The organism is Streptomyces sp. NPDC001536 (genome assembly GCF_042894505.1).
In the GTDB taxonomy this organism is placed as follows: domain Bacteria; phylum Actinomycetota; class Actinomycetes; order Streptomycetales; family Streptomycetaceae; genus Streptomyces.
The window spans coordinates 125,899-150,312 of record NZ_JBIAVQ010000004.1 but is presented as its reverse complement, the minus strand read 5'-3'; the positions used below and the strand labels follow the sequence as shown (position 1 = coordinate 150,312).

Sequence of the window (24,414 nt, the reverse complement as noted above, 5' to 3'; positions counted from 1 at the left end):
ACTGGTCGCACAGTCGCCGGGGCCTTTTCGATCTCACTCTCGGGGTACGAACGTGACTTCGTCCGTTACTGCCGGGAAAGTGCCTCGATGGAGTGAATGCTCATGAAAAACCGGGCACTTGGGGAGACGGGAGCCCTGAGGCTCTAGTCCCGCTTCCGCAGCCGCCGGTCCAGCGCCAGCGAGAGCTCCGCCTCCACCACGCTCCTCGCGAGCGGCCGCAGGCGTTGTATGTCGTCCTCGGTCGCGTGGCGGAGGACGAGTTCGGCGAACATCTCGGCGAGGTCGTCGACGTGTTCGCGGACGCGTTTGCCCGCCGCGAGGACCTCGGCCAGCGGGATGCCTTCGGCGACGAGGGCGGAGGAGACGTCGAGGAGGCGGCGGCTGATGTGGACGATCTCGTCGCCGTCGGTGCCGAGGTAGCCGAGGTCCAGGGCCGCGGCGAGGTTCTCGGTGGTGACCTGGCCCTCGAAGCGGGCGGCGAGTTCCTCGGGGGTGAGGCGGACCGGTTCCTCCTCGGTGGGGGTGGTCACGCCCAGGAGGTCGGCGACGTCGCGGCCGTGGTCGAGGGCTTCGGCCAGTTCCGCGATGCCGGTGAGGGTGTGGCCGCGTTCCAGGAGGGCCGCGATCGTGCGGAGGCGGGCCAGGTGGTGGTCGTCGTACCAGGCGATACGGCCCTCGCGGCGGGGCGGAGGGATGAGTTTGCGTTCGCGGTAGAAGCGCAGGGTGCGCGGTGTGATGCCGGCCAGGCGGGCCAATTCCTCCATGCGGTACTCGCGCTTCTCGGTCACGCCCGCAGCCTATGTTGTACCTCCGGTAACTTTCCTGGCCCCGCCCCCTACCCATCGGTAAGGAGCTGTCCTACCCTCCCATTGCGCCAGTGTTCACTGGCAGAGTCCGAAAAAGCGATGCGTGGAGGCTTCGGGATGACCGAGCACGAGCATGTGCGGGTGGCGGTGATCGGGTCCGGGTTCGGCGGGCTCGGGGCCGCCGTGCGGCTGCGGCGCGAAGGTGTCACCGACTTCGTCGTCCTGGAACGGGCCGGCAGCGTCGGGGGCACCTGGCGGGACAACAGTTACCCGGGGTGCGCCTGTGACGTGCCGTCCCATCTCTACTCCTTCTCCTTCGCCCCCAATCCCGACTGGCCGCGCACCTTCTCCGGGCAGGAGCACATCCGGGCCTATCTGGAGCACGTCGCCGACGTCTTCCGGCTGCGCCCCCACCTGCGCTTCGACTCCGAGGTCAAGATGATGACCTGGGACGCGGACCGGCTGCGCTGGGACATCGAGACCAGCAGCGGGCGGCTCTCCGCCGACGTCGTCGTCTCCGCCACCGGGCCGCTCTCCGACCCGAAGATCCCCGACATCCCGGGGCTCGACTCCTTCCCCGGCAAGGTCTTCCACTCCGCCCGCTGGGACCACGACTACGACCTGCGCGGCAAGCGGGTCGCGATGGTCGGGACGGGCGCCTCCGCGATCCAGATCGTGCCCGCCATCCAGCCCCTCACCGAGAAACTCACCCTCTTCCAGCGCACCCCGCCCTGGGTCATGCCGCGCGTCGACCGGGCCATCACCGGTTTCGAGCGCCGGCTGCACCAGCAGCTGCCCTTCACCGCCCACGCCCGGCGCGGACTCCTGTGGGGCATCCGGGAGTTGCAGGTCCAGGCCTTCACTAAGCGGCCCAACGAACTCGGTCTGGTCGAGAAGCTGGCCAAGGGCAACATGGCGCGGGCCATCAAGGACCCCGCCCTGCGGGCCAAGCTGACCCCCGACTACCGCATCGGCTGCAAGCGGATCCTGCTGAGCAGCGAGTACTACCCGGCACTCGCCAAGCCCAATGTGGACCTGGTGGCGAGCGGGCTCAGCGAGGTCCGCGGCTCCACCCTCGTCGCCGCCGACGGCAGTGAGGCCGAGGTCGACGCGATCGTCTTCGGGACCGGCTTCCATGTCACCGACATGCCGATCGCCGACCGGGTCGTGGGGGCCGACGGGCGCACCCTCGCCGAGGCCTGGAAGGGCGGGATGGAAGCCCTGCGCGGCGCCTCCGCGGCCGGGTTCCCCAACTGGATGACGATCATCGGGCCCAACACCGGGCTCGGGAACTCCTCGATGATCCTGATGATCGAGTCCCAGCTGAACTACATGGCCGACTTCGTACGCCAGCTCGACGTCCTCGGCGGCCGCGCCGCCCTCGACGCCCGGCCGAGCGCCGTGCACGCCTGGAACCGGCGCGTGCAGGAGCGCATGAAGCGCACGGTGTGGAACACCGGCGGCTGCACCAGCTGGTACCTCGACGCCAACGGCCGCAACACCACCATCTGGCCGGGGACCACGACCGAGTTCCGGCGCGCGACCCGGCGCGTGGACCTCGCCGAGTACGAGGTGCTCCGCAGCGGGGCGCTCACAGCGAGCGAGGCGACCGGGCAAGAGGTGAACGCGTGAGCCGGCTCCTGCACGTCTCCTCCGGGCCGTACGCCCCACCCGTCCCCGCGCGCGAGCTGACGGCCGTCTCCGCCGACGGCGCACGTCTGCACGTAGAGGTGCACGGGCCCGAGAACGCGCCCCCCGTCGTCCTCGCGCACGGCTGGACCTGCTCGACCGCCTTCTGGGCGGCGCAGATCCGCGACCTCGCCGTCGACCACCGGGTCATCGCCTACGACCAGCGCGGCCACGGACGCAGCCCCGCGAGCCCGGCATGCAGCACCGACGCGCTCGCCGACGACTTCGAAGCCGTACTGAAGGCGACGCTCGCACCCGGCGAGAGGGCCGTGATCGCCGGTCACTCCATGGGCGGGATGACGGTGATGGCGGCAGCCGCACGCGCGAAGTTCCAGGAACACGCCGCCGCGGTCCTGCTGTGCAGCACCGGTTCCTCGCGGCTGGTCGCCCAGTCGACCGTCGTACCGATGCGGCCCGGACGGCTGCGGACCTGGCTGACCAAGCACATCCTCGGCTCGCGGGCACCGCTCGGGCCGGTCACGCCGGTCGCCCGGCGGATCCTCAAGTACGGGACGATGGGCCCCGGTTCGGCCCCGCACATGGTCGAGGCGTGCGCGCGGATCGTGCACGCGTGTCCGCGCCAGGTGCGGTACGCCTGGTCGCACGTCCTGGATCTGCTCGACCTCGACCACGGGGTGCGCTCCCTGGACGTTCCCACGGCTGTCGTCGTCGGCACGGCCGACCGGTTGACGCCGCCCGTGCACGCGCGTTCGCTGGTGGCGGCGCTGCCCCGGTGCGTAGGGCTCACCGAGCTGCCCGGAGTCGGGCACATGACGCCGGTGGAGGCGCCCGAGCTGGTCACCGGGAAGATCCGGGACCTCGTGACGACGTACGCAACGATCAAGGAGGGTGCATGAGCAGGGTCAGCCTCGAAGGGCAGGTCGCCGTCGTCACCGGAGCGGCGCGCGGAGTCGGTGAGCTGCTCGCCCGCAAGCTGTCCGCGCGCGGGGCGAAGGTGGCGCTGGTCGGCCTGGAGCCGGACGCCCTCAAGCAGGTCTGCGAGCGGCTGCACACCGACAGCGGCCACTGGTTCGCCGATGTGACGGATCACGAGGCGATGGCCCGGGTCGCCGCGGAGGTCAAGGAGCGGTTCGGGAAGGTCGACATCGTGGTGGCCAACGCCGGTGTGGCCAGCGGCGGTCCCTTCGTCGGCTCCGATCCGGAGGCGTGGCGGCGGGTGATCGAGGTGAACCTGATCGGGTCCGCGGTGACCGCCCGCGCCTTCCTGCCCGTGCTGATGGAGAGCCGGGGGTACCTGCTGCAGATCGCCTCGCTGGCCGCCATCACCCCGGCGCCGATGATGACCGCGTACTGCGCGTCCAAGTCCGGCGTGGAGGCGTTCGCGCACAGTCTGCGGGCCGAGGTCGGGTACAAGGGCGTGCGGGTCGGGGTCGGTTACCTGTCGTGGACCGACACCGACATGGTGCGCGGGGCCGATCAGGAGGACGTCATGCGGGAGTTGCGGCAGCGGCTGCCGTGGCCGGCCAACAAGACGTATCCGCTGGGGCCCGCGGTCGACCGGATCGTGGCCGGTATCGAGCGGCGGTCGAGCCATGTGTACGGGCAGGGGTGGCTGCGCGGGATGCAGGGGGTGCGCGGGTATCTGCCGGGGCTGATCGGGACGGTCGGGCAGCGGGAGATGCGGCGGTTCGGGGACCGGTTGGCGGGGGTCCGTTCGGGGCTCGTCGGTGCAGGTGGGGCGGCTGATGAGGAGGCGCGCGCTACGCGCCGTAACTGATCGAAATGCGCACTGTGTCCTGGCGTGTGAATCTGGTCGAGGCCCCGGTACGGGGCTCATCCCCTCACCCACTTCGGGAGTGAACCCACATGGGTATGAAGGACCAGTTCCAGGACAAGTCGGAGCAGTGGCAGGAGCAGGCCAAGCAGAAGGCCCAGCAGGCCAGGGAGCAGGGTCAGCGCGGCCAGCAGCGCGGCGAGCGCGGCAAGCCGCGGGACGAGGAGACGGAGCGGCTCCAGCGCGAGGAGCAGGACCGTATCGACATGGACTACGACGCGTAGCTGCTGCGTCGGGCTTCAGTCATTGAGCGTGGGGTGCCCTGAATTTTCGGGCACCCCACGTTCTTTGGGTGCGTTGTCGGGTGCGGGTCGGTGGGGGCTTGTCGCGCCCACGCGGCGGAGCCGCACATTGATACAGCCCCGCGCCCCTGGGTGGGTTCACCCGGCGCTTCTCAAGATCTGGGCGGCAACTTCGGCCTCGACCTGTCCGGTACGTTCGCGTAGTCCGGAGGTGTTGCCGGGGGCGTTGTCGTCAGTAGGTCCACCGCCAGTTTTACGGCGTCGTCGAGCTGCGCGTGTCTGCCCTCCGCCCAGTCCAGGGGAGTCCGTAGCACCTCCAAGTCCGGGGTCACGCCCCGGTTCTCCACCGTCCAGCCGTACGCGTCGAACCAGGCCGCGTTCATCGGGACCGTGATCACCGTGCCGTCGCCGAGGGAGTGGCGGCCGGTCATGCCGACGACTCCGCCCCAGGTGCGCTGGCCCACGACGGGGCCGAGCTTCAGGAGTTTGAAGGCGGCTGTGATCATGTCGCCGTCCGAGGAGGTCGCCTCGTCGGCGAGGGCGACCACCGGGCCCCGGGGGGCGTTCGAGGCGTACGACACCGGCTGGGCGTTTCTCGTGAGGTCCCAGCCGAGGATCGTGCGGGTGAGTTTCTCCACCACCAACTCGCTGATGTGGCCGCCCGCGTTGCCCCGGACGTCGACGATCAGCGCGGGCCTCGACACCTCCAGGCGCAGGTCGCGGTTGAACTGGGCCCATCCCGAGCCGCCCATGTCGGGGATGTGGAGGTAGCCGCAGCGGCCGCCGCTCAACTCCCGTACGACTTCTCGGCGTTTGGCCACCCAGTCCTGGTAGCGCAGGGGGCGTTCGTCGGTGAGGGGGACCACCGCGACCCGTCGCGCCCGGCCCTCGCCCTCCGCCGGGGTGAACGTCAGCTCCACCGTCGTACCGCCCGCCCCGGCCAGCAGCGGATACGGGCCCGTCACCTCGTCCACCGGGCGGCCGTCCACGTGGGTCAGGACCGCGCCCTCGCGGATGCCTGTGCCGGCCAGCGGGGAGCGGGCCTTGGAGTCGGAGGAGTCGCCGGGGAGGATGCGCTTCACCGTCCAGCCGGCTTCCCGGCGTACGAAGTTGGCGCCGAGGAGGCCTTGCCGGCGCTGGTAGTGGGGCGGGCCCTCGTTGCGGCGGGCGGCGGTGACGTAGGCGTGGGACGTGCCCAGTTCGCCCAGGACCTCGCGGAGCAGGTCGGCGAACTCGTCGGGGGTCGCGACTCGTTCGACCAGCGGGCGGTACTGCGCCAGCACCTCGTCCCAGTCGATGCCGCACATCTGCGGCTCCCAGAAGTAGGCGCGGATCAGCCGGCCCGCCTCCTCGTACGACTGCCGCCACTCCGCGCCCGGGTCGACCTCGTGCAGGATGCGGCGGGCGTCGATCCAGACGGTGGAGTCGCTGTCGCCGGACTCGGTGGCGGGGACCGCGCGCAGTTCGCCCTCGTCGACGACGACCAGGCGGGAGCCGTCGCCGCTCACCGCGAACCAGTCGAGGTGCTCGATCAGTTCGGACTTCTTCGCCTTGGTGATGTTGAAGTATTCGAGGGTGGGACGGCCGGTCGTGTCGTCGGGGTTCGCGAACGTCTCGCCGAGCGCCCCCGAGATCGGCCAGCGCAGCCAGACCAGTCCGCCGCCCGCCACCGGGTACAGCGCCGAGTACTTGGAGGCGGTGACCGGGAAGGGGGTCACGCGGCTCTCCAGGCCCTCCACCTCGACTGTGACCGTGCTGCCGTCGTCCGGTTCGTCGTCCTCCGCCGGGTCCAGGCCGCCCGCCGCCGGGCGGCCCTCGGGGGTCAGCGCGAAGGGGGAGGGGGTCGCCGAGGAGAGGGGGACCAGGTACGGGCGGCAGCCGAGCGGGAAGGACAGGTCCCCGGTGTGGACGTCGTAGACCGGGTCGAAGCCTCGCCAGGAGAGGAAGGCCAGATAGCGGCCGTTCCTCGTGAACACCGGGTTCTCGTCCTCGAAGCGGCCGTTGGTGACGTCGACGATCAGCCGGTCGCCGCCGGCCTTCGGGGCGATACGGGCCATCTTGATCTGGCGCAGCGATCTGCCGATGCCCGGGTGCGACCACGTCAGCCATGCCCCGTCCGGGGAGAAGGCGAGGTCGCGGACCGGGCCGTTGATCGAGTGGATCAGTTCCGTGACCTCGCCGTTGGAGTCCTCCGTCGCGTCGATGAGGAGGAGGCGGCCGTCGTGGGAGGCGATGGCCAGGCGCTCGCCCTGCGGGTCGGCGACCATCTCCAGGACCCGGCCCAGCTCGCCCGAGGCCAGCCGCCGGAGGGCGCGGTCGCCCGAGGCCCGGGGGAGGTAGGCGATCTCCACCGCGTCCTCGCCCTCCGCGTCCGTCACGTAGGCGACCTGGCCGACCGAGCCGAGCATCTCCGGGAGCCGGACCCGTACGCCCGGGGTGTCGGTGATGGTGCGGGCGGGGCCGTCGCGGTGGGTCAGCCAGTACAGGCTGCCGCGGACGACGACGGCGCTCGCGCGGCCCGTCTCGTCGACCGAGACGCCGTCCACGTGCTGGGCGGCCGGCACCTGGTACGTACGCCGTCCCGTGCGCGGCCCGCTCAGCCGTACGTCGAGTTTCCGCGGTTCGCCGGCGAGGTCGTCGACGATCCACAGGTCGCCCGCGCACTGGTACACCACCCGGGTGCCGTCGCTCGCCGCGTGCCGGGCGTAGAAGGCGTCGTGGTCGGTGTGGCGGCGCAGGTCGGAGCCGTCGTGGGCGCAGGAGTAGAGGTTGCCGACGCCTTCGTGGTCGGAGAGGAAGGCGATCCGGCCGCCGACGAACATGGGGGAGTGGAGGTGGCCGTCCAGGCCTTCGAGGAGGCGGTGGCCGTGCAGCCACAGTCTGCCGGTGGCCCCGCCCCGGTAGCGTTTCCAGGCGGCCGGTTCGTGCGGCGGGGTGCCGGTGAGCAGGAGGGTTCTGCGGTCGCCGTCGAGGTCGGCGACCTGGATGTCGGAGGCCGGGCCCCAGGGGAGCTTGCGGCCGGGGTCGCCGTCGGTGGGGACCTTGTAGGCCCAGGTGAAGTAGGAGAAGGGTTCGCCGTGGGAGGCGACCGCGAGGATCTGGCCCTCCGGGGTCCAGCCGCACACCTGGGTGTCCTGCGAGCCCCAGTAGGTGAGCCGTCTGCCCGGGCCGCCCTCCACGTCCACCAGATGGATCTCCGGGACCAGGCTCCGCCAGCTCGTGTAGGCGAGGTGGCGGCCGTCGGGGGAGAAGCGGGGGTGGCCCACCTTGGTGCGGTCGACGGTCAGACGCCAGGCGCGTCCCTTCCCGTCGAGGGGGGCCAGCCACAGGTCGTCCTCGGCCACGAAGCACAGCAGGTCGCCGCTCAGATGCGGAAGGCGCAGATAGCTCACCTCCCCATGCTTTTCCGGGGGATGGGCCGGAGCAACTTATGACAAATGGTCGAGTCACGATCCAGCGTGAGCCACGACACGTACGAAACGGTTTCGTTTCGTATGGGGATGCGCTACATTCGTCATGTACGAAACCGTGTCGTTCGGAGTGGGAGGCGGACATCATGACCGAGGTCGCAACGGCGCGTCGCAGTCGGATCACGCCCGAGCGCGAGGCCGAGCTGTACGGCGCCGTGCTCGAACTGCTCCGCGAGGTCGGCTATGACGCTCTCACCATGGACGCCGTGGCGGCCCGCACCAAGTCCAGCAAGGCGACGCTCTACCGTCAGTGGGGCGGCAAGCCCGAGCTGGTGGTCAGGGCGATGAAGAGCCAGAAGCCGGGCGGCAGCATCTCCGACGTCGACACCGGAACCCTGCGGGGTGACCTCCATACCCTCGTCACCCGCGAGAACGACTGCACCATGGAGCGGAACTCCGACCTGATGCGGGCCATGGCCATGGCCGTGCACGGGAATCCGGAGCTGATGAAGGCCTTCCGGGAACTCCTCGTCGAACCCGAGATGGACGAGTTCAAGAAGGTCATGCAGCGCGCGGTCGACCGCGGCGAGGTCCGGGCCGACTGCCCGGCGCTGGACTACATCATGCACATGATGGTCGGGGCGTTCGCGACCCGCACGATGATCGACCAGCTGCCTCCGACGCAGGCGTTCCTCACTTCGTACATCGACGCCGTGGTCCTCCCTGCCCTCGGCGCGTCCACCACCTGAGTTCCCCTCTCCCCCGTAGCACCTGACGTCACCGCTCAAGTCGTCGGGACGATCACCCATGTCCCCACCGGGTCGATCACCCCTTCCCTGCACGCCTCAACGACCTGACCGGGAGTACGCCCACGTGGCCACGTTCCTCTACAAACTCGGCCGGCTCGCCTTCCGGCGACGGCATTTCGTCGCCCTGATATGGGTCGCCCTGCTGACGCTCGCGGGCGTCGGCGCGGCCAGCGCCCCCAGTGCCGGATCCACCTCCTTCTCCATCCCGGGGACCGAGGCGCAGAAGGCCTTCGACCTGCTGGAACAGCGCTTCCCCGGTGCCAGCGCCGACGGCGCGACCGGACGCATCGTCTTCAAGGCGCCCGAGGGCGAGAAGATGACGGACGCCGCCAACAAGGCGACCGTCGCCAAGACCGTCGAGGAACTGGGCGACGGCTCCGAGGTCGTCTCGGTCTCCGACCCGTTCACGACGAACGCCGTGAGCAAGGACGGCACGGTCGCCTACACGTCGGTGAAGTACGACGCCCCCGGCATGGAGCTGGCGGACTCGACCCGGGAGGCCCTGGAGAAGGCCGGGGACGAGGCCCGTGCCACCGGACTGACCGTCGACATCGGCGGTGACGCGCTCCAGGCCGCGGCCGAGCCGGGAGCGGCCGGCGAGATCGTCGGCATCGCCATCGCCGCGGTCGTCCTCGTCATCACGCTGGGCTCGCTGGTCGCGGCCGGACTGCCGCTGCTCACCGCGATCATCGGCGTCGGCATCGGCGTCTCCACCATCACCGCCCTCGCCAACGCGCTCGACCTCGGCGACACCACCTCCACGCTCGCGCTGATGATCGGCCTCGCGGTCGGCATCGACTACGCGCTGTTCATCGTCTCCCGCTACCGCGGCGAACTCGCCGAGGGCCGCGACCGCGAGGAAGCGGCGGGCCGGGCCACCGGCACCGCCGGTTCGGCCGTGGTCTTCGCGGGACTCACCGTCGTGATCGCCCTGGCCGGCCTCGCGGTCGTCAACGTCCCGATGCTCACCAAGATGGGCCTCGCGGCGGCCGGCACGGTCGTGGTCGCCGTCCTCATCGCGCTGACGATGGTTCCGGCGCTGCTCGGGTACGCGGGCCGGAAGGTCCGCCCCGCGGGGGAGAAGCGCAAGCCGAAGAAGGCCTCTCAGGGGCGGGACGCCAAGCCCGGCCTCGGTGTCCGCTGGGCGAGCTTCGTCATCCGCCGCCCCGCCGCCGTGCTGCTGCTCGGTGTGCTCGGTCTCGGCGCGATCGCCGTCCCGGCCACCCAGCTGGAACTGGGCCTGCCCGACGACGGCTCCCAGCCGACGTCCACGACCCAGCGCCGCGCCTACGACCTGCTGTCGGACGGCTTCGGCCCCGGCTTCAACGGCCCCCTGATGATCGTGGTCGACGCCAAGAGCAGCGACGACCCGAAGGCCGCGGCCACCGCGGTGGCCGACGGGATCAAGGGCCTCAAGGACGTCGTGACGGTGACCCCGGCGACGTTCAACAAGGCCGGCGACACCGCGATGATCACCGTGATCCCGGACTCCAAGCCGTCCTCGACCCAGACCGAGGACCTGGTCCACGCCATCCGTGACCAGGGCGCCGACATCAAGGCCGACACGGACGCGAACGTCCTGGTCACCGGCACCACCGCGATGAACATCGACTTCTCGCAGAAGCTCAACGACGCCCTGGTCCCGTATCTGGCCCTGGTGGTCGGCCTCGCCTTCCTCCTCCTGATCGTGGTCTTCCGCTCGATCCTGGTCCCGCTGAAGGCGGCCCTCGGCTTCCTGCTCAGCGTGCTCGCCGCGCTCGGCGCCGTCGTCGCGGTCTTCCAGTGGGGCTGGCTGAGCGGCCTGATCGGTGTCGAGGAGACCGGGCCGATCATGTCGATGATGCCGATCTTCATGGTCGGCGTGGTCTTCGGTCTCGCGATGGACTACGAGGTGTTCCTCGTGACCCGGATGCGGGAGGCCTACGTCCACGGCGAGAGCCCGAGCCAGGCCATCGTGACCGGCTTCCGGCACAGCTCCCGGGTCGTGGTGGCCGCCGCGATCATCATGATGGCCGTCTTCGGCGGCTTCATCAGCTCCAGCGAGTCGATGATCAAGATGATCGGCTTCGGCCTCGCGATCGCCGTCTTCTTCGACGCGTTCGTGGTCCGCATGGCGATCGTCCCGGCGGTGCTCGCGCTGCTCGGCAAGAAGGCCTGGTGGCTGCCGAAGTGGCTGGACCGCGCCCTGCCCAACGTGGACGTCGAGGGCGAGGGGCTGCGCACCCTGGACGACGACGACAAGAAGGACGAGGACCGGGAGCTCGTACGGGTCTGACGTACAGGTCCTGATCTGTCCTGATCCTCTGACCCGAAGCCGTGGTGCGGTCCGCCGCACCACGGCTTCGGCAGTTCACTCCCATGGGCCGTTGTCAGTGCCCGGGTCTAGCCTTGCGGCCATGACCACACTGCCTGATCGCTCCCGTACGGCACTGCTCGTCATCGACGTCCAGAACGGCGTCGTGGCCGAGGCCCACCGGCGCGACGAGGTCGTCGCCAACATCGCGGCCCTCGTCGACCGGGCCCGCGCCGAGGAGATACCGGTCGTGTGGGTGCAGCACTCCGACGAGGACCTGCCGAAGGGCAGCGAGGACTGGAAGTACGCCGCGGAGCTGCCCCGCCGTGACTCCGAGCCGCTGGTCCACAAGAGCTACGGCGACTCCTTCGAGGGCACCGACCTGGAGGAGGTCCTCGCCGGCGCCGGCGTCGGACGCCTCGTCGTCAGCGGGGCGGAGAGCGACGCCTGCATCCGCTCCACGATCCACGGGGCGTTCGTCCGCGGCTACGACGTGACGCTGGTCGCCGATGCCCACACCGCCGGCGACAAGAGCGCGTGGGGCGCCCCGCCGCCGGAGCAGGTCATCGCCCACACGAACCTCTACTGGCGCTGGCAGGCGGCACCGGGGCGCACGGCCGGAGTGGTGGAGACGAAGGCGGTGACGTTCGAGGGGCCCGCACCGGCGGACAAGGCCTGAGCCGCATCCGTGCCGGGAACTCGGTCGCATGCCCTCTACACCGACCGCTAGCGTGCCGTGCATGACGACCACCGACGCCCCGGACTCCGGAGCCCACCCCCTGTTCGCCGCGGCCCTCGACACCCTCGGCCTCGGTGAGCTGCACACCGAGATCCGCCGCTTCCCGGACGCCACACGGACCGCGGCCGAGGCCGCCGCGGCGATCGGCTGCGAGCTCAGCCAGATCTGCAAGTCCCTGATCTTCGCGGCGGACGGGGTGCCGGTCCTGGTGCTCATGGACGGGGCGTCCCGGGTGGACGTGGAGCGGGTGCGGCAGGAACTCGGCGCCGGGAAGGTGACGCGGGCCAAGGCGGACGTCGTACGGGAGACCACGGGGTACGCCATCGGCGGCGTACCGCCCTTCGGGCACCGGACCAGGACACGCGTCCTCGCGGACCGTTCGCTGCTCGACCACGCGGTCGTGTGGGCGGCGGCCGGCACGCCGTACACCGTCTTCCCCATGGAGCCCGAGACGCTGATCGCGCACGCGGGCGCCACGCTGGTGGACGTCCGCGAGCAGACCGCGTGACCCCGCTGGTCACCACGGCCGTCCTGTTCGCCGCGGTCACCCACGCCAGCTGGAACGCCATCGCGCACAAGATCACCGACAAGCTGGTCGGGTTCACGCTCATCGCGGGCGGCGGAATGCTGATCGGGCTGGCGATGGCGCCGTTCGTGGCGTTCCCGGCGGCCGGGGCGTGGCCGTATCTGCTCTCCTCGGCGTGCATCCACATCGCGTACTACGCGCTGCTGATGAAGTCCTTCCGGCTGGGCGACTTCGGCCAGGCGTACCCGATCGCGCGCGGCACCGCGCCGCTCGTGGTCACCGTGCTCGCCGCGCTGTTCGCCCACGAGGTGCCGGACGGCTGGGCGGCGGCCGGTATCGCGGTGTCCTGTGCCGGGCTGACGGGCGTGGCGCTGTGGGGACTTCGCGGGCACCGGCCCGACTGGGCGGCGATCGGGGCGGCGCTGGCGACCGGGCTGACCATAGCGGCGTACACCGTCGTCGACGGGCTCGGCGTGCGCGCCTCCGGGTCCTCCCTCGGGTACATCGCCTGGCTGATGGCGGTGCAGGGCGTGGTGCTCCCGGCATACGCGGCCCACCGCTGGCGCGGTCAACTGGTGCCCACGCTGCGGCCGTTCGCGGTCCTGGGGCTCGTGGGCGCCGCGCTCTCCGTCGCCGCGTACGGGCTGGTCCTGTGGGCCCAGACCAAGGCGGAACTGGCACCCATCGCGGCCCTGCGCGAGTCGTCAGTCAAGCTCTGCTCATACGGTAATAAGTTCGCTGCTCAGGCGTGCTGAGCCGTCCCAAGCCGCAGGTCCCGAGCGCACGTTCATCAGCACGTCAGACCAGCCCTTTGCCGAGATCACTGCGTAGCTGAACCGTGTCGGCAGAGTCCCGGGTGGCCCGCCCAGTGCAATGCAGAACGCTCAGGAGAGTGCGGGCGCGTGAGACTGGCGGCTGGCGAGTCCGGAGAACGCCGCATGCGGCCCTGGCTCGAGCTCGTTCGACAAGGCCCGTGGGCGACTGAGCCACGTGACTATCGATCGCCCGCCCGGGGAAGCAATGGCATGCAAGTCCGGTATGAGGGGACGCCAGCGGTTGAGAGCCGCATGGGACCGGGGGTGCCCATGAGTTGGTTCACCATGATTTCAACCCTGCTCGGTACAGCACTCGGCATCACCAGCACGTTATTTACCGAGCGGATAAGGGCGCGAGATGTCGTTAAGCGTGAGCGTGCGATAGTCGTAATGGATGCATACGTCGCGTTCATCACAGCCATGCACCACGCGAAAGGGAATATACGCACGGTAGCACTGGAAATCGAACGCATCGATGAAAGTGAGCGAGGGGCGAAAGCCAGGCAGGCCTTTCGCGGTAGTGGCGTATACGAAACGCTGGAACGCTTGATTCTTCTGGCCCCAGAAGGGGTCGTGCATGCGGCTAACTCGCTTTTTCTGATCTTGCGCGATCACAGATACATAGTGGCCAATGGTAACAATCCGAACAGTGAACTCTACAGGCAGAACTCCGCACGTTATGCTGAAGCGTTGCATAATTTGCGTTCCTTGGTCAGGGAAGATATAGGACTGGAATCCTTCAATCAGAATGTGCCTTTCTAGTCATGAGTAGCGTGAATCGGAGCAAATTGGAGTTCGGAAGAGGCTTCGCGTCTGCGTCCATAGTGCTTCCGACCTTTAATGAGGTTGCGGCAGTCGAGACAGCACTAGAGCGCTTAGCCCTCCACTTTCAGACCAGGAGGATGGATTACGAGATAATTGTCGTAGATGACGGAAGCACGGATGGGACTCATTTGTTGCCCTGGAGTGAATACTCCAAAAGGCATAATGCGATATACCTGCGACTTCCTTCAAATCGAGGGAAGGGGGCCGCAGTTCGGGCAGGCCTGCAGCTGTCGCAGAAAGATCTCGTCTTCTTTACGGATATCGATATGCCTGTCGATCTAAGTTCGTTCGATAACTGTGTTAATCAGCTTCTCAAAGGTGGAACTGAATTTGTGATGGGTAATCGTCGGCTGCGCGGATCTCGTACGCTGGGTGAGTCTTTTGTGTGCAGGAGGGTTGTCAGTAGAATATTTAACGTTGGAGCTCGCGTAATGGCGGTTCCCGGATGTACGGACACGCAATGCTGCCTCAAAGGATTCACTGCTAGTTCATTAGAAAGAATCCTCCCTTGGCTAACTCTCGACTCTTACGCCTTCGACGTAGAGATCATTCTAATTGCCAGAAGGCTAGGGGTGAAATGCTCGGAAATTCCAGTCCTCTGGTTCGACCTGAGGTCTCATGTGTCACATTTGCGGGTCTGCCGAGTATTGGTGCTCATGCTGTGGGATGTGGCTCGAATGCGCTTTAGGCTTTGGCGGACTCGGAATACCGGAAAAACTCTCGATCTGCCAGCGGTCTGATACGCCTTTTCGTCTCAGTGAACCGGATATTAGGAAACGCTTGATCTGTCGACAGCCTGATCTTTGCTGTCACCGCTAAACCGTACGCGCAGCCATTGAACCGACGATGAGCACGGAACTTGCGATGTGCTTAAGCCAGCGTGAGCCATCGGATGCCCAGGTGGCTGACGTCCAGCGATTCCGCCTTGGTGATCGCCTCGCGCCCCGTCGCCTTACGTAGGAAACGAAGCTGTCCCCAGCCCAGTTTCTCCAGCGACGCCGCCCCCTCCGGGCCACCTAGCAGAAGATCCTGCACCACATCTGCGGCCTCGGAAGTCAGCCACGGTTCGCGCCCCAAGGCGTCGGCTAGGTCTAGGCCGTGCACGGCGACCTCGACCACTCGCGTCAGCAAGAACTCCGACAGAAGCATCGAATCGCCGTGTCGGGTACGAACGACACGCCCCTCAGGCTCGGCCTGGCACAATCGGTCCACCTGCTGCCAAGTGGCGTTGAAGTCCTCGGCAAGCGCAGCACCGCTGAGTTGCTCGGCCGCATGATCCTGGGCCAGAGTGATCCGCACCGCGTTGGTGTCCGGAGCGAAACGATCGTCGGGCCGGTAGTACTCAACCGCCGAGACCCCGGCTCGGGTTGGCGCCGGCGCGGCAAGCATGCCAGGCAACCAGGCAATTACCACTCGGACATGCGCCAGCAACGCGCTCACCGTCCATGGCGCGCACCGCGTCGGCAGACGCCACTCAGCCGCCGATACCTCAGCCATCGTCCGCCCGAGTTGCCCCGCCTCCGCACGAAACGCTTCGACTACCCGCCCCTGATCCATGCCGGTCAAGCTACCCGGTCTGGATGGGAAACCGTACCTCCGCAGATAGATTACGGTCGTGCGGCCCATGGAGTAGAGAATTACTGGGACTGATCTGGCGTCACTGGGCTGCGCCTGGCCTCACAGCGGTTGGCTCGCTCACGATTCTCCCGTCGTCTGTCGCGGCACCGATGCTGATATCCGGATTCCTGGTTGCTGGTGCCGCATCTTTCAGTGCGACACGCTTGTCACGAGAAGACGCGCTGCGCCTGCAAGCTGCCCAGGCTGAGCTGAGCGTTATCAGCGTGCTGCAAACAGTTTTTCCAGTAATCGAGAATTTTGAGGAGGAAGTCCCGGTCACTAGTAATCTGCGCGCTTGCGTGCTGACCTTTGCGGATGATGGAGCGCTGCGAATCGCCTACGCATTCGGCGCCTACTCGCGTTTGGAACAAGAGCTGCGCTGGCATGAGGGTCAAGGACTGGCCGGGAAGGCATGGGAGAAGAAGACCGTAGTGTCGGCGCCAGAGGAGATGGGGCTACCAACCGATCTCCTCGGGGATCCAGCATTGTGGCAACTTACTGACGATCAGCGTCGCGCGATCGCAGGAAAGTCCATGACCGCGACCGCTTTCCCGCTCATCGATGCTGTCGGTGCAGTGCGCGCAGTGCTCGTACTCGAAGACCGTCGGCCGCCGGCGACTTCTGATCTGCGGCGGCCTGGAATCCGCGCCATCTTGGAGCAGCGCGTGGTAACCCCTATCCGCGACCAGTTGGCTCTGACAGGATTTTCCTTTCCCGAGGTGGCGCGAATTACGGAGGCGTCGTGAAAGACACGGCGGCGGACCAAGAGGACTACGCGGGTCGCGTAGAGCAGGAAATGGCCCGGCGTCTGGGCCTGATCGGCGCGTCCTCGGACTCTGCCCTGCTGCGTTCCCGATTTGGCGAATACAGTCAACTACCCACTCCATCGCAGTCGACGGTGACCTACCGGAGGCGACGGCGTCGACGCGTAGTCAAGCGCATTGCTTCCGCAGTTTTTAGAGGGCTGCTGGTTTCGGTCATCCTGGCCATCATGGTGCGGCCTGAGGGGAGAATCGAATCCTGGGCCTGGATCGGTGCCAGCTTCGGCGTGCTGTGTCTCAACGAACTAGTCCGCACGCGGTCCTGGCCGAAATCCTCGTCGAGGGCGGATCGTGGGCGTCGTGTCGTCCTGGTTGGATCAGGCGAGCGCGCTGCGGAATTCATGGGAATCTGGGAGCCGTCATGGGCGAAGATCTCGGTGATTGGTGTATGCGTGCCGTCTGACGCAGGCGCCGAAGCTGACCCCTGGAGGAAGCTCAGGATCGGCGTGATGGGGACTCTCGCTAACGTTCGTGAGGTCGTCACAGCGAGCGGAGCCGATACGGTGATCGTTATCCCTCACAGCGGGCTGTCCGTGTCTGATCTTCGTCGGCTGGTCTGGACGCTGGATGACGTTGACACTGAGCTGTTTCTTTCGCAAAGCATTTTGGATCTGGGTACTTCCCGGCAATCAACAGCGTCGGTGGCTGGATTGTCATTGATCAAGGTGAACCGACATAAGCGTGATGGGCTACAGGCCCGCCTTCAGGCAGTTGTTGACCGCACATTGGCCGCAACCTTGATTATCCTCCTGTTGTGGCCTTTGCTTCTAATTGTGCTGCTCGTCCGGCTAACAAGTACTGGGCCTGCGCTTTTTCGTCAACGCAGGGTAGGCCGTTACGGGGAGCAGTTCACTATGTACAAGTTCCGTACCATGTTTGCCGATTCGGCGACCCTTGAAGCCGAAATGACTCAGCTGAATTACAGCGGCGATGGACTTCTGTTCAAGGTGCGTCGTGACCCGCGCATTACTTCGGTGGGGAGATTTCTGCGGCGCACTTCCCTGGATGAACTCCCTCAACTGATCAATGTGCTCAAGGGGGACATGTCTCTGGTTGGGCCGCGACCGCCTCTTCTGGAGGAGGTTGAGGAATACCCACCCGAGGTGCGTCGGCGCCTTCTCGTAAAGCCCGGACTCACCGGCCTATGGCAAATCAGTGGCCGCTCCGACCTCAGTTGGGAGGAGTCGGTGCGCTTGGATCTCTCGTACATTGACAATTGGTCTTTCGGTCTAAATCTGAGGATTCTGATGCGCACCGCCTCGGCTGTCGTGCGCGGCACCGGAGCATACTGAAAGCGGAGCCGCTTCGGAAATTTCCAGTTGCGTTTCTGGTATTTGATGTGACTGGCGCGGCTCTTATCGTTGATGTATTAACCATGGGCATCTAGTCCAGTGAGTTCGGCTTGATATTCACCCGCTCGGTGTCGAAACCCCTGCCCCTCCTCGTTGGTGGGCGCACGACTACAGCAGCAAAAAGAAACCGATAGATCGCGTTCAGGCGTGCGTAGTCCTCGGCCCTCTCCAGCCGTTCCCAGTTCGCTTCCGCGTCCGGTCCGGCGATTCCCTCCAGGACGATGATCGGCCGCTTCACGGTCTTCCGCTGGCGCTCCTTCATCCGCTTGAGGACGACGGCGCGCATGGCGTGGAACTCGGCGGTGGTGAAGTCGTCTTCAGTGAGCCACAGTTGCTTGAGCTCGTCCAGCTTCGCCCGGTCCTTTTCGTCGGCAAGAACGTCGGCCTCAGGGCGCGTAGTCGCGGTGGGCTCGTAGCCGGAAGTTCCCAATTTGGTCAGGACCCGGATTGCAACGTCTCGTGCGAAGGCTTCCAAGGGAACAGCGGAGACGGATCGTCCGCACTTCTGCTGGTCTACGTCGTCGGATCGGGTGCAGCGGTAGTAGGCGTATCGGACGCTGTTCGTGCCAGCCATGCGGGCCCCGCACGCGCACGTCACCACTCCACGCAGCACGTAGAACCGGGTCGGTCGCTTCTGCTTGTCCCTGGACTGGGCGGCCCTGTACCGCCTGAGCCGTTGGACTTCGTCCCACTGCCCCCGGTCGATGATGGCGGGCCACGCCCCGGTACCCACCTCTTCACCTTGGTGGATGCGGACACCTGCCACGAAGTTGGACGACAGTAGGTGCCGCACGTTCTCCGGCTGCCACGTCTTGCCCTTGGACGTCGGCACTCCCCGCGCGGTCAGGTTCTGCGCTATGCCCTGGGGCGACTCACCGTCCAGATACCGCCGGAAGACTTCGCGGACGATCTCCGCCTCCTCTTCAATGATCGCCTGACCGTTGCTGGTGTAGCCGTAGGGACGGTTGCCCACATGCGGCTTGCCCTCGTGCGCCTTCTCCTTGAGCGCGTCCTTGAGACGTCGTGACGTGTCGTCAGAAGAGCGGCACGCGTGGGCCACTTCGATACGGAGGATGAACCGGTCGTCGGGGTCCGAAAGGTCGCGTCGGTTCGCCTCGCCGTGCAGGAGTACACGCTTGTCGTCGGCGATCGACAGAAGTTCTTCGAGATCCTTGGGCTGCCGCATGAGTCGATCGGGGTGGTAGACGATGACGTGCCGGATCTCTCCGTCCCCCATCGCCCGCAGCATCTCTTCCCACCCCGGCCGCTTGCGGTTGCGCTGCCACGCTGAACGGTTGTTGTCCACGTAGACGTGAGCCGGTTCGACGCGGAGCTGAAGGCGCTGAGCTATCTCCCGGCAGATGCGTTCCTGACGATCGACTCCGGTCTGATCCTCGTCCCTGGTGTGGGAGATCCGGCAGTAGATCGCTGCGGGCTCGCCCGGTGTGATCACGGGCCTATCTAACTTCGATCGACTCATACAAACACCGTATGAGCAGGGTCTGACATCCATCATCGTGGGCGCGGCCATCGGGGCGGTGTTCTTCAAGGAGCGGTTCGGGATGCCGCGGATCGCGGCGGCGGGGCTGCTGGTGGTGGGGATCGGGCTGATGCTGCACGCCGGATAGGGCCCGTACGGGTGAAGCGCGCACGGACGCGGCCGTTTCTCTGGTAGCAACGGCCCCATGGGCGGCGTTTTCATCAACTACCGCAGAGGCGACCACACCGAGACGGTGGAGCACCTCTACGCGGAACTCGACCGGCACTTCGGCAGGGGCCAGGTGTTCCTGGACCGGCCGTCCATCGTGCCGGGCCAGCGCTTCTCCGACACGCTGCGGGCGCGCGTCGACGACTGCGAGGTGCTGCTCGCCGTGATCCACCCGGGGTGGGCGGACGTACGGGACGTGTCCGGGGCGCGGCGGCTGGACGACGAGGAGGACTGGGTCCGCCGGGAGATCGAACAGGCGCTGGCGAGCGGCAAGGTGCTGATCCCGGTGTTCCTGGACGGGGTCACCGCGCCGCGGCCCGCGGAACTGCCGGCCTCGATCCGTGACCTCGTGGGCCGCAACGGCCAGCCGCTGCGCCGCACCCACTGGGCGTCGGACCTCGCGGAACTGATCGCCGTGCTGGAAGGGCTGGTGCGCCCGGAGTGGAGGCCCGTCCCGGCGCCCGAGGAGCGCGGGACGCGCCCCGGGCGGTGGCTCGGCGTGCTCACCGCGGTGCTCGCCTGTGCGGTGCTGGCCGGGGTGCCCGCGCTGCCGCAGGACGACAGCTGGGCGGGCACGGACGTCCTGCCGTACACCCTGAGCGCCGCCCTGATGTCCACCACGCTGCTGTGCGCGCCGTTCGTCGCGGTCGCCGCCGTCCGGCTCGTGCGGCGGTCCGTCGACGACCTGGAGCGTGAACTGCACGCGGTCCGGCACCGGACCTACATCCGGCACACCTGGCCCATCGGCCTGGGGATCGTCCTCCTCGGCGGCTATGGGGCGCTGCGCGGCGACCAGGGCATGGCGGTGGCCCTTCCGCTGCTGCTGGTCCTCGGGGTCGCCGTCGCCCGCGCGGCCGTCACCCACCTGCGCCTCAAGAAGCGGGACGACGACCTGTGGGCGCGCTGGCCCCACCGGCTGCCCGACCGGGTGAACCGGGCCGTACTGCGCCGCGCGGTCGCCCGGCTCCACGTCCGCCTGGACCGGATGACGCCCCCGCTCTCGCTGGAGCAGCGGGAGAAGGCGGCCTGGGAGCTCGACGACATCGCCGACGCGGTGCGGCGGACGGAGCGCGAGGCGGAGCGGACGCGCCGCGCGTGGCTGAGCCAGGACCATCCCTGGCTGTTCGCCGGGTACGTCCTGTGGCTGGCGCTGACGGCCGCGCTGTTCGTGGCGTCGGGGCTCGCCTACGCCGCAGCGGGCCAGGGCACGGTCCGCCGGTACGTGGTGATGGGGGTCGCCGTCCTGATCGGCACCGCCCTGGCGCTGGGCACCCTGGAGACCGCCCACCGCTACCAGCGACGCCGACGCCGTGAGCTGGCCCGACAGGTCACCGGCTTCCGCGACGGGCTGCTGCGCCGGGTCGCGGAGCTGAGCCTGCCGCCACGCACCAAGCCCACCGCCCCGGCCCCGCGGCCCGAGGAGTACGCCGAACCCGACTAGGCGCGGACACCCCACGAGGAGCACTCTGGAAGGAGTTCTTCCGGAGGTGATCGTCATGATGCACACCGCTGTGGGATGGCACGTCGAGATGGAGTTCCAGGAGGACGACGAACACACGAGGGCGGTCGCGATGGTGCGCCTGCCCGACGGCTCCGAGATTCGGGCCCATGGGCAGGCCAGCCGCCACCACACCGACTCCAACCAGCCGAGGGTGGGGGAGGAGATCGCGGGCGCCCGCGCGCTCAACGACCTCGCGATGCAGATGCTGACCAAGGCGCACGGGGAGATCGACTCGGCGTCCGGGCGGACGTCGCATCCGATCCACGTGTAGCGCACGGCTCGGGGCGGCGAGGGCGGACGTCGCCCCCGGTCCGAGAACCGCTCACCCCTACAGGGCGGCCCGCACCGCCCGTACCAGCGCCTGCGCACGCGGGTCCGCCGTCACCGTCTTGCGCAGGCCGTTGGTCACATAGCCGAACGCGATGCCCGTCTGCGGGTCGGCGAAGCCGAGGGCGCCGCCGCGGCCCGGGTGGCCGAAGGAGCCGGGGCCGAGGAACGGCGAGGCGCTGCCGTGCAGCATGTAGCCGAGCCCGAAACGGGTGTTGATCACCAGCACCCGGTCGGGCCCGGCCGACTCCTCTGCGCGCGCCAGCTCGACGGTCTCCGGCGCGAACAGCCGTACGCCGTCGACCTCGCCGATCAGCGCGGCGTAGACACGGGCCAGCCCGTCCGCCGTCGCGATGCCGTTCGTCGCGGGCAGGGCGCTCGCGCGGTACGCCGGGTCGTTCTGGTCCGGGAAGGGGGTGATCGCGCCGAACGCGCGGTTGGTGAGGGAGTCCGGGTCGGTGTAGGCCTCGGTGACCGAACGCTTGGGGCGGGCGCGCAGGGTGCCCGCGGCCTCGGGCGCCTCGACGCGGCCGACCCGCCCGGCCCGGTACGCCTCCGCCTCCGGCAGCCCCAGCCATAGGTCCGCCCGCAGCGGCCCGGCGATCTCCGCCGCGATCCACTCCCCGGTGCCGCGTCCCGTCACGCGCCGCACGAGTCCGTCCAGCAGCCAGCCGTACGTCAGCGCGTGATAGCCGTGGTCCGTGCCGGGCTCCCACACGGGCGCCTGGGCCGCGACCGCCTCGGGCCCCTTCAGCGGGTCCAGGGCCTCCTGCGGAGTGATCGGGTGGTCCAGCACCGGCAGCCCGGCCCGGTGGTTCAGCACCTGCCGGACCAGCACCCGCTCCTTGCCGAACGCCTTGAACTCCGGCCAGTACGCGGCCACCGGCGCGTCCAGGTCCAGCAGTCCGCGCTGGGCGAGCAGCAGGGGTACGGCGGCGGCGACGCCCTTGGTCGCCGAGCGCACGATCTGCGCCGTGCCGTGCTGCCAGGGCTCCGTTCCGTCGACGTCCTTGGTGCCGGCCCACAGGTCGACGACCTTGTGCCCGTCCCGGTACACGACGACCGCCGCGCCCCGGTCCCCGAGCGCCTCGAAGTTCCTGACGAACGCGTCCCTCACCGGCTCGAAGCCCTCGGCGATGGTGCCGTTCACGTCCACGCCCGTACTCCTGTTCGCGCTGCTGGGTGCTCCCCTCTACCCAAGCAGGATGGTCACGTCGATGTTCCCCCGGGTCGCGTTGGAGTAGGGGCAGACCTCGTGGGCGGCGTCCACCAGCTTGGTCGCGACGTCCTGGTCGAGCACGGGGAGCGAGACGCTGAGGGCCACCGCCAGGCCGTAGCCGCGCTGTGCGTTGGGGCCGATACCGACCTTCGCGGCGACCGTGGAGCCCGTCAGGTCGAAGCCGGAACGGCGGCCCACCAGCACCAGCGCGTTGTGGAAGCAGGAGCTGTAGCCCGCCGCGAACAGCTGCTCCGGGTTGGTGCCGTTGCCGTCGCCACCCATCGCGGGGGGCATGGCGACCTTCAGCTCGATCTGGCCGTCCTGGCTGGTGACATAGCCGTCCCGGCCGCCGTGCGCGGTGGCCTCGGCGACGTACATGATCTTCGTCGGACGGGTGTCGACGGCGGTGTCCTCACTCATGACTGGCTCCCCCAGAACAGGTGCGCACAAACACATCGTGCACAAGGTACCGGCCGGTAGGGAGAGGTTGGGCTACCAGGGGGTAGGAACCGTGGGTAACAGTCGCTCAGAGAAGGCGCTCGGCCGCCGCGTGCGCCCGGCGTGTGAGCTCCCACAACTCCTCGCGCAACCGCGCGACCTCCGCGCCGCCCAGTCCGGTCGCCGATTGCAGCGCGCCCGGCACGCGCGCCGCGCGCTCCCGCAGTTCCTCGCCGCGCCCCGTGCACGCGACGAGCACCGAGCGCTCGTCGTGGGCCGCGCGCTCCCGGCGCACCACCCCCGCGCTCTCCAACCGCTTGAGCAGCGGCGACACCGTCCCGTAGTCGAGCCGCAGCGCCTCCGCGAGCTCCTTCACCGTCGTCTCACCGCGCTCCCAGAGCACCAGCAGAACGAGGTACTGCGGGTAGGTGAGACCGAGCTCCTCCAGCACCGGCCGGTAGGCGGCTGTCACGGCGCGCTGGGCGGCGTAGAGCGCGAAGCACAGCTGCTCGTCCAGCAGCAGCGACCCGGCGTCGTCGTGGTTGTTGTTCGTCACGCGCCCATTTTGACGTCCTCCCCCTCGTGAACGAGGGGGATTCCCTCCCTGGCGTCTGCCGTAGCGGCTCGCCTTGAGTTGGGTTCCTGTTTCATCGGGTCCTGCCTTCCGTCAGACGGGAGGGCTTACGGTCCCTCCGCAGGCGTGGTCCTCCACGTACACCGCTTGGTTCTCGCGGATGATCTGCGTGGAGAGCTTGTGGTGGTGGTCCCGTCGCGTGTCGGCGACGCGGGCGTGCAGCCGCGCCACACGGGCGACGGCCTTCATGGGCTTGCGTTCAGCCCGGCGCAGGAACTTCGGGGAAGACGCCTTGCGGCCGTCGGAGAGGACGGCGAAGTGCGTCAGCCCCAGGTCGATACCGATCTCGGGTGTCGTCTCCGGCAGGAATTCGGACGGGCCGGTCTGGACGACGAAGCTCGCGAAGTAGCGCCCGGCCGCGTCCTTCACCACGGTGACCGAGGACGGGGCCGACGGGAGTGAGCGGGACCAACGGACGGGGATCTCGCCGACCTTGGCCACATACAGGCGGCCGTTCGGTCGGATGGAGAAGCCGTTGCGGGTGAGGCGGATCGTGTGCCGGTTGTCCTTGCGGGACCGGAACCGTGGCGCTGCCACCTTGGGGCCCTTGCGGCGGCCGGTGACGGAGGCGAAGAAGTTTGTGAACCCATGGACATCCCCGGCTACCTCACGACGGACCAGGCCGCCGAACGCCTCGGCATCAATCCGCAGAGCGTCTACAACCTCGCCAACCGTGCCCCGGACTTCCCCGAGCCCGTGAAGGTGGGCCGCGCCTCGCTGTGGCCCGTTGAAGGCATCGACGCATGGCGCGCCGCTCATCCGGCGCGCCGCCGCAAGACTGCGGAGTGAGGCCCGGCGCTGCGCGCCCCGTCCTTCAGGAGGGGCTAACCCCACCCTGAAGGACGGGG

At 68.2% G+C, this 24,414-nt stretch carries 24 protein-coding genes and 1 pseudogene; 17 read left to right on the top strand and 8 right to left on the bottom strand.

The genetic code is table 11. The annotated features are described in order from the left end of the window. Positions 1-143: 143 nt before the first annotated feature. Positions 144-764 (bottom strand): MerR family transcriptional regulator, encoded by a 621-nt coding sequence (locus ACFY0U_RS13535; RefSeq protein WP_388635348.1) that lies wholly within the window; start codon positions 762-764, stop codon positions 144-146. A 159-nt stretch (positions 765-923) separates the two neighbouring features. Between ACFY0U_RS13535 and ACFY0U_RS13530 the strand changes: the two genes are divergently transcribed. From ACFY0U_RS13530 to ACFY0U_RS13515, 4 genes are all read left to right on the top strand, one after another. Next, on the top strand, positions 924-2,438 hold the full coding sequence (locus ACFY0U_RS13530) for a flavin-containing monooxygenase (protein ID WP_388634663.1): 1,515 nt from the start codon (positions 924-926) through the stop codon (positions 2,436-2,438). Continuing rightward, complete coding sequence (locus ACFY0U_RS13525) at positions 2,435-3,352, top strand: alpha/beta fold hydrolase (protein ID WP_388634661.1); 918 nt, start codon at positions 2,435-2,437, stop codon at positions 3,350-3,352. The genes ACFY0U_RS13530 and ACFY0U_RS13525 overlap by 4 nt, the downstream gene beginning before the upstream one ends. Then, positions 3,349-4,233, top strand: coding sequence for an SDR family oxidoreductase (locus ACFY0U_RS13520; RefSeq protein ID WP_388634659.1), 885 nt, complete (start codon positions 3,349-3,351; stop codon positions 4,231-4,233). The genes ACFY0U_RS13525 and ACFY0U_RS13520 overlap by 4 nt, the downstream gene beginning before the upstream one ends. 89 nt (positions 4,234-4,322) lie before the next feature. Further along, on the top strand, positions 4,323-4,514 hold the full coding sequence (locus ACFY0U_RS13515; RefSeq protein WP_388634657.1) for a hypothetical protein: 192 nt from the start codon (positions 4,323-4,325) through the stop codon (positions 4,512-4,514). A gap of 170 nt (positions 4,515-4,684) precedes the next feature. On the opposite strand, the gene ACFY0U_RS13510 is transcribed toward ACFY0U_RS13515, so the two are convergent. Next, on the bottom strand, positions 4,685-7,924 hold the full coding sequence (locus ACFY0U_RS13510; protein WP_388634655.1) for a S41 family peptidase: 3,240 nt from the start codon (positions 7,922-7,924) through the stop codon (positions 4,685-4,687). A 164-nt stretch (positions 7,925-8,088) separates the two neighbouring features. Here ACFY0U_RS13510 and ACFY0U_RS13505 point away from each other — a divergent pair, with 164 nt between their 5' ends. From ACFY0U_RS13505 to ACFY0U_RS13475, 7 genes are all read left to right on the top strand, one after another. Next, complete coding sequence (locus tag ACFY0U_RS13505) at positions 8,089-8,691, top strand: TetR/AcrR family transcriptional regulator (protein WP_388634653.1); 603 nt, start codon at positions 8,089-8,091, stop codon at positions 8,689-8,691. A gap of 124 nt (positions 8,692-8,815) precedes the next feature. Then, on the top strand, positions 8,816-11,026 hold the full coding sequence (locus tag ACFY0U_RS13500) for an MMPL family transporter (protein ID WP_388634651.1): 2,211 nt from the start codon (positions 8,816-8,818) through the stop codon (positions 11,024-11,026). A gap of 121 nt (positions 11,027-11,147) precedes the next feature. Beyond that, positions 11,148-11,723, top strand: a complete 576-nt coding sequence (locus ACFY0U_RS13495) for a cysteine hydrolase family protein (protein ID WP_388634649.1) — start codon at positions 11,148-11,150, stop codon at positions 11,721-11,723. 28 nt (positions 11,724-11,751) lie between these two features. Continuing rightward, positions 11,752-12,291: a YbaK/EbsC family protein gene (locus ACFY0U_RS13490; RefSeq protein ID WP_388634647.1), complete on the top strand. Its 540-nt coding sequence runs from the start codon at positions 11,752-11,754 to the stop codon at positions 12,289-12,291. Next, the gene (locus ACFY0U_RS13485) at positions 12,288-13,064 is read left to right on the top strand and encodes an EamA family transporter (protein WP_388634645.1); all 777 of its coding nucleotides are present in this window, start codon (positions 12,288-12,290) and stop codon (positions 13,062-13,064) included. Before ACFY0U_RS13490 ends, ACFY0U_RS13485 begins: the two co-directional genes overlap by 4 nt. A 330-nt stretch (positions 13,065-13,394) precedes the next feature. Then, positions 13,395-13,886 carry a hypothetical protein gene (locus tag ACFY0U_RS13480; RefSeq protein ID WP_388634643.1) on the top strand — a complete coding sequence of 164 codons (492 nt, stop codon included), beginning with the start codon at positions 13,395-13,397 and terminating at the stop codon, positions 13,884-13,886. A gap of 2 nt (positions 13,887-13,888) precedes the next feature. After that, complete coding sequence (locus tag ACFY0U_RS13475) at positions 13,889-14,689, top strand: glycosyltransferase (protein ID WP_388634641.1); 801 nt, start codon at positions 13,889-13,891, stop codon at positions 14,687-14,689. Positions 14,690-14,819: 130 nt separating this feature from the next. Here ACFY0U_RS13475 and ACFY0U_RS13470 read toward each other — a convergent pair whose 3' ends face one another. After that, positions 14,820-15,506, bottom strand: coding sequence for a maleylpyruvate isomerase family mycothiol-dependent enzyme (locus ACFY0U_RS13470; RefSeq protein ID WP_388634639.1), 687 nt, complete (start codon positions 15,504-15,506; stop codon positions 14,820-14,822). 170 nt (positions 15,507-15,676) lie between these two features. On the opposite strand from ACFY0U_RS13470, the gene ACFY0U_RS13465 reads away from it, so the two are divergent. Further along, positions 15,677-16,312, top strand: coding sequence for a hypothetical protein (locus tag ACFY0U_RS13465; protein ID WP_388634637.1), 636 nt, complete (start codon positions 15,677-15,679; stop codon positions 16,310-16,312). Continuing rightward, positions 16,309-17,679 carry an exopolysaccharide biosynthesis polyprenyl glycosylphosphotransferase gene (locus tag ACFY0U_RS13460; protein WP_388634635.1) on the top strand — a complete coding sequence of 457 codons (1,371 nt, stop codon included), beginning with the start codon at positions 16,309-16,311 and terminating at the stop codon, positions 17,677-17,679. Before ACFY0U_RS13465 ends, ACFY0U_RS13460 begins: the two co-directional genes overlap by 4 nt. A gap of 91 nt (positions 17,680-17,770) precedes the next feature. On the opposite strand, the gene ACFY0U_RS13455 is transcribed toward ACFY0U_RS13460, so the two are convergent. Next, the gene (locus ACFY0U_RS13455) at positions 17,771-19,192 is read right to left on the bottom strand and encodes a recombinase family protein (RefSeq protein ID WP_388634633.1); all 1,422 of its coding nucleotides are present in this window, start codon (positions 19,190-19,192) and stop codon (positions 17,771-17,773) included. Between the two features lie 52 nt (positions 19,193-19,244). Between ACFY0U_RS13455 and ACFY0U_RS13450 the strand changes: the two are divergent. The 3 genes and pseudogenes from ACFY0U_RS13450 to ACFY0U_RS13440 form a co-directional block, all read left to right on the top strand. Further along, positions 19,245-19,367: pseudogene (locus ACFY0U_RS13450) on the top strand (EamA family transporter); the annotation flags it as partial. A gap of 57 nt (positions 19,368-19,424) precedes the next feature. Beyond that, positions 19,425-20,888, top strand: coding sequence for a toll/interleukin-1 receptor domain-containing protein (locus ACFY0U_RS13445; RefSeq protein WP_388634631.1), 1,464 nt, complete (start codon positions 19,425-19,427; stop codon positions 20,886-20,888). 55 nt (positions 20,889-20,943) lie between these two features. Continuing rightward, positions 20,944-21,219: a DUF1876 domain-containing protein gene (locus ACFY0U_RS13440; RefSeq protein WP_388634629.1), complete on the top strand. Its 276-nt coding sequence runs from the start codon at positions 20,944-20,946 to the stop codon at positions 21,217-21,219. A 57-nt stretch (positions 21,220-21,276) separates the two neighbouring features. On the opposite strand, the gene ACFY0U_RS13435 is transcribed toward ACFY0U_RS13440, so the two are convergent. From ACFY0U_RS13435 to ACFY0U_RS13420, 4 genes are all read right to left on the bottom strand, one after another. Then, complete coding sequence (locus ACFY0U_RS13435) at positions 21,277-22,431, bottom strand: serine hydrolase domain-containing protein (RefSeq protein ID WP_388634627.1); 1,155 nt, start codon at positions 22,429-22,431, stop codon at positions 21,277-21,279. Between the two features lie 36 nt (positions 22,432-22,467). Continuing rightward, positions 22,468-22,914, bottom strand: coding sequence for an organic hydroperoxide resistance protein (locus ACFY0U_RS13430; protein WP_388634625.1), 447 nt, complete (start codon positions 22,912-22,914; stop codon positions 22,468-22,470). Between the two features lie 106 nt (positions 22,915-23,020). Beyond that, positions 23,021-23,488: a MarR family winged helix-turn-helix transcriptional regulator gene (locus ACFY0U_RS13425; protein WP_388634623.1), complete on the bottom strand. Its 468-nt coding sequence runs from the start codon at positions 23,486-23,488 to the stop codon at positions 23,021-23,023. Positions 23,489-23,599: 111 nt separating this feature from the next. After that, on the bottom strand, positions 23,600-24,187 hold the full coding sequence (locus ACFY0U_RS13420) for an RNA-guided endonuclease InsQ/TnpB family protein (protein WP_388635346.1): 588 nt from the start codon (positions 24,185-24,187) through the stop codon (positions 23,600-23,602). On the opposite strand from ACFY0U_RS13420, the gene ACFY0U_RS13415 reads away from it, so the two are divergent. Further along, positions 24,155-24,355, top strand: coding sequence for a helix-turn-helix transcriptional regulator (locus ACFY0U_RS13415; protein WP_388635344.1), 201 nt, complete (start codon positions 24,155-24,157; stop codon positions 24,353-24,355). The genes ACFY0U_RS13420 and ACFY0U_RS13415 overlap by 33 nt on opposite strands. The last annotated feature ends 59 nt before the right edge of the window (positions 24,356-24,414 follow it).

Coding starts and splice junctions, on each gene's coding strand:
- ACFY0U_RS13535 (WP_388635348.1), bottom strand. CDS start 764: ATGGAGGAATTGGCCCGCCTGGCCGGCATCACACCGCGCACCCTGCGC.
- ACFY0U_RS13530 (WP_388634663.1), top strand. CDS start 924: ATGACCGAGCACGAGCATGTGCGGGTGGCGGTGATCGGGTCCGGGTTC.
- ACFY0U_RS13520 (WP_388634659.1), top strand. CDS start 3,349: ATGAGCAGGGTCAGCCTCGAAGGGCAGGTCGCCGTCGTCACCGGAGCG.
- ACFY0U_RS13515 (WP_388634657.1), top strand. CDS start 4,323: ATGGGTATGAAGGACCAGTTCCAGGACAAGTCGGAGCAGTGGCAGGAG.
- ACFY0U_RS13505 (WP_388634653.1), top strand. CDS start 8,089: ATGACCGAGGTCGCAACGGCGCGTCGCAGTCGGATCACGCCCGAGCGC.
- ACFY0U_RS13495 (WP_388634649.1), top strand. CDS start 11,148: ATGACCACACTGCCTGATCGCTCCCGTACGGCACTGCTCGTCATCGAC.
- ACFY0U_RS13490 (WP_388634647.1), top strand. CDS start 11,752: ATGCCCTCTACACCGACCGCTAGCGTGCCGTGCATGACGACCACCGAC.
- ACFY0U_RS13480 (WP_388634643.1), top strand. CDS start 13,395: ATGAGTTGGTTCACCATGATTTCAACCCTGCTCGGTACAGCACTCGGC.
- ACFY0U_RS13475 (WP_388634641.1), top strand. CDS start 13,889: ATGAGTAGCGTGAATCGGAGCAAATTGGAGTTCGGAAGAGGCTTCGCG.
- ACFY0U_RS13470 (WP_388634639.1), bottom strand. CDS start 15,506: ATGGATCAGGGGCGGGTAGTCGAAGCGTTTCGTGCGGAGGCGGGGCAA.
- ACFY0U_RS13465 (WP_388634637.1), top strand. CDS start 15,677: ATGCTGATATCCGGATTCCTGGTTGCTGGTGCCGCATCTTTCAGTGCG.
- ACFY0U_RS13445 (WP_388634631.1), top strand. CDS start 19,425: ATGGGCGGCGTTTTCATCAACTACCGCAGAGGCGACCACACCGAGACG.
- ACFY0U_RS13440 (WP_388634629.1), top strand. CDS start 20,944: ATGATGCACACCGCTGTGGGATGGCACGTCGAGATGGAGTTCCAGGAG.
- ACFY0U_RS13430 (WP_388634625.1), bottom strand. CDS start 22,914: ATGAGTGAGGACACCGCCGTCGACACCCGTCCGACGAAGATCATGTAC.
- ACFY0U_RS13415 (WP_388635344.1), top strand. CDS start 24,155: ATGGACATCCCCGGCTACCTCACGACGGACCAGGCCGCCGAACGCCTC.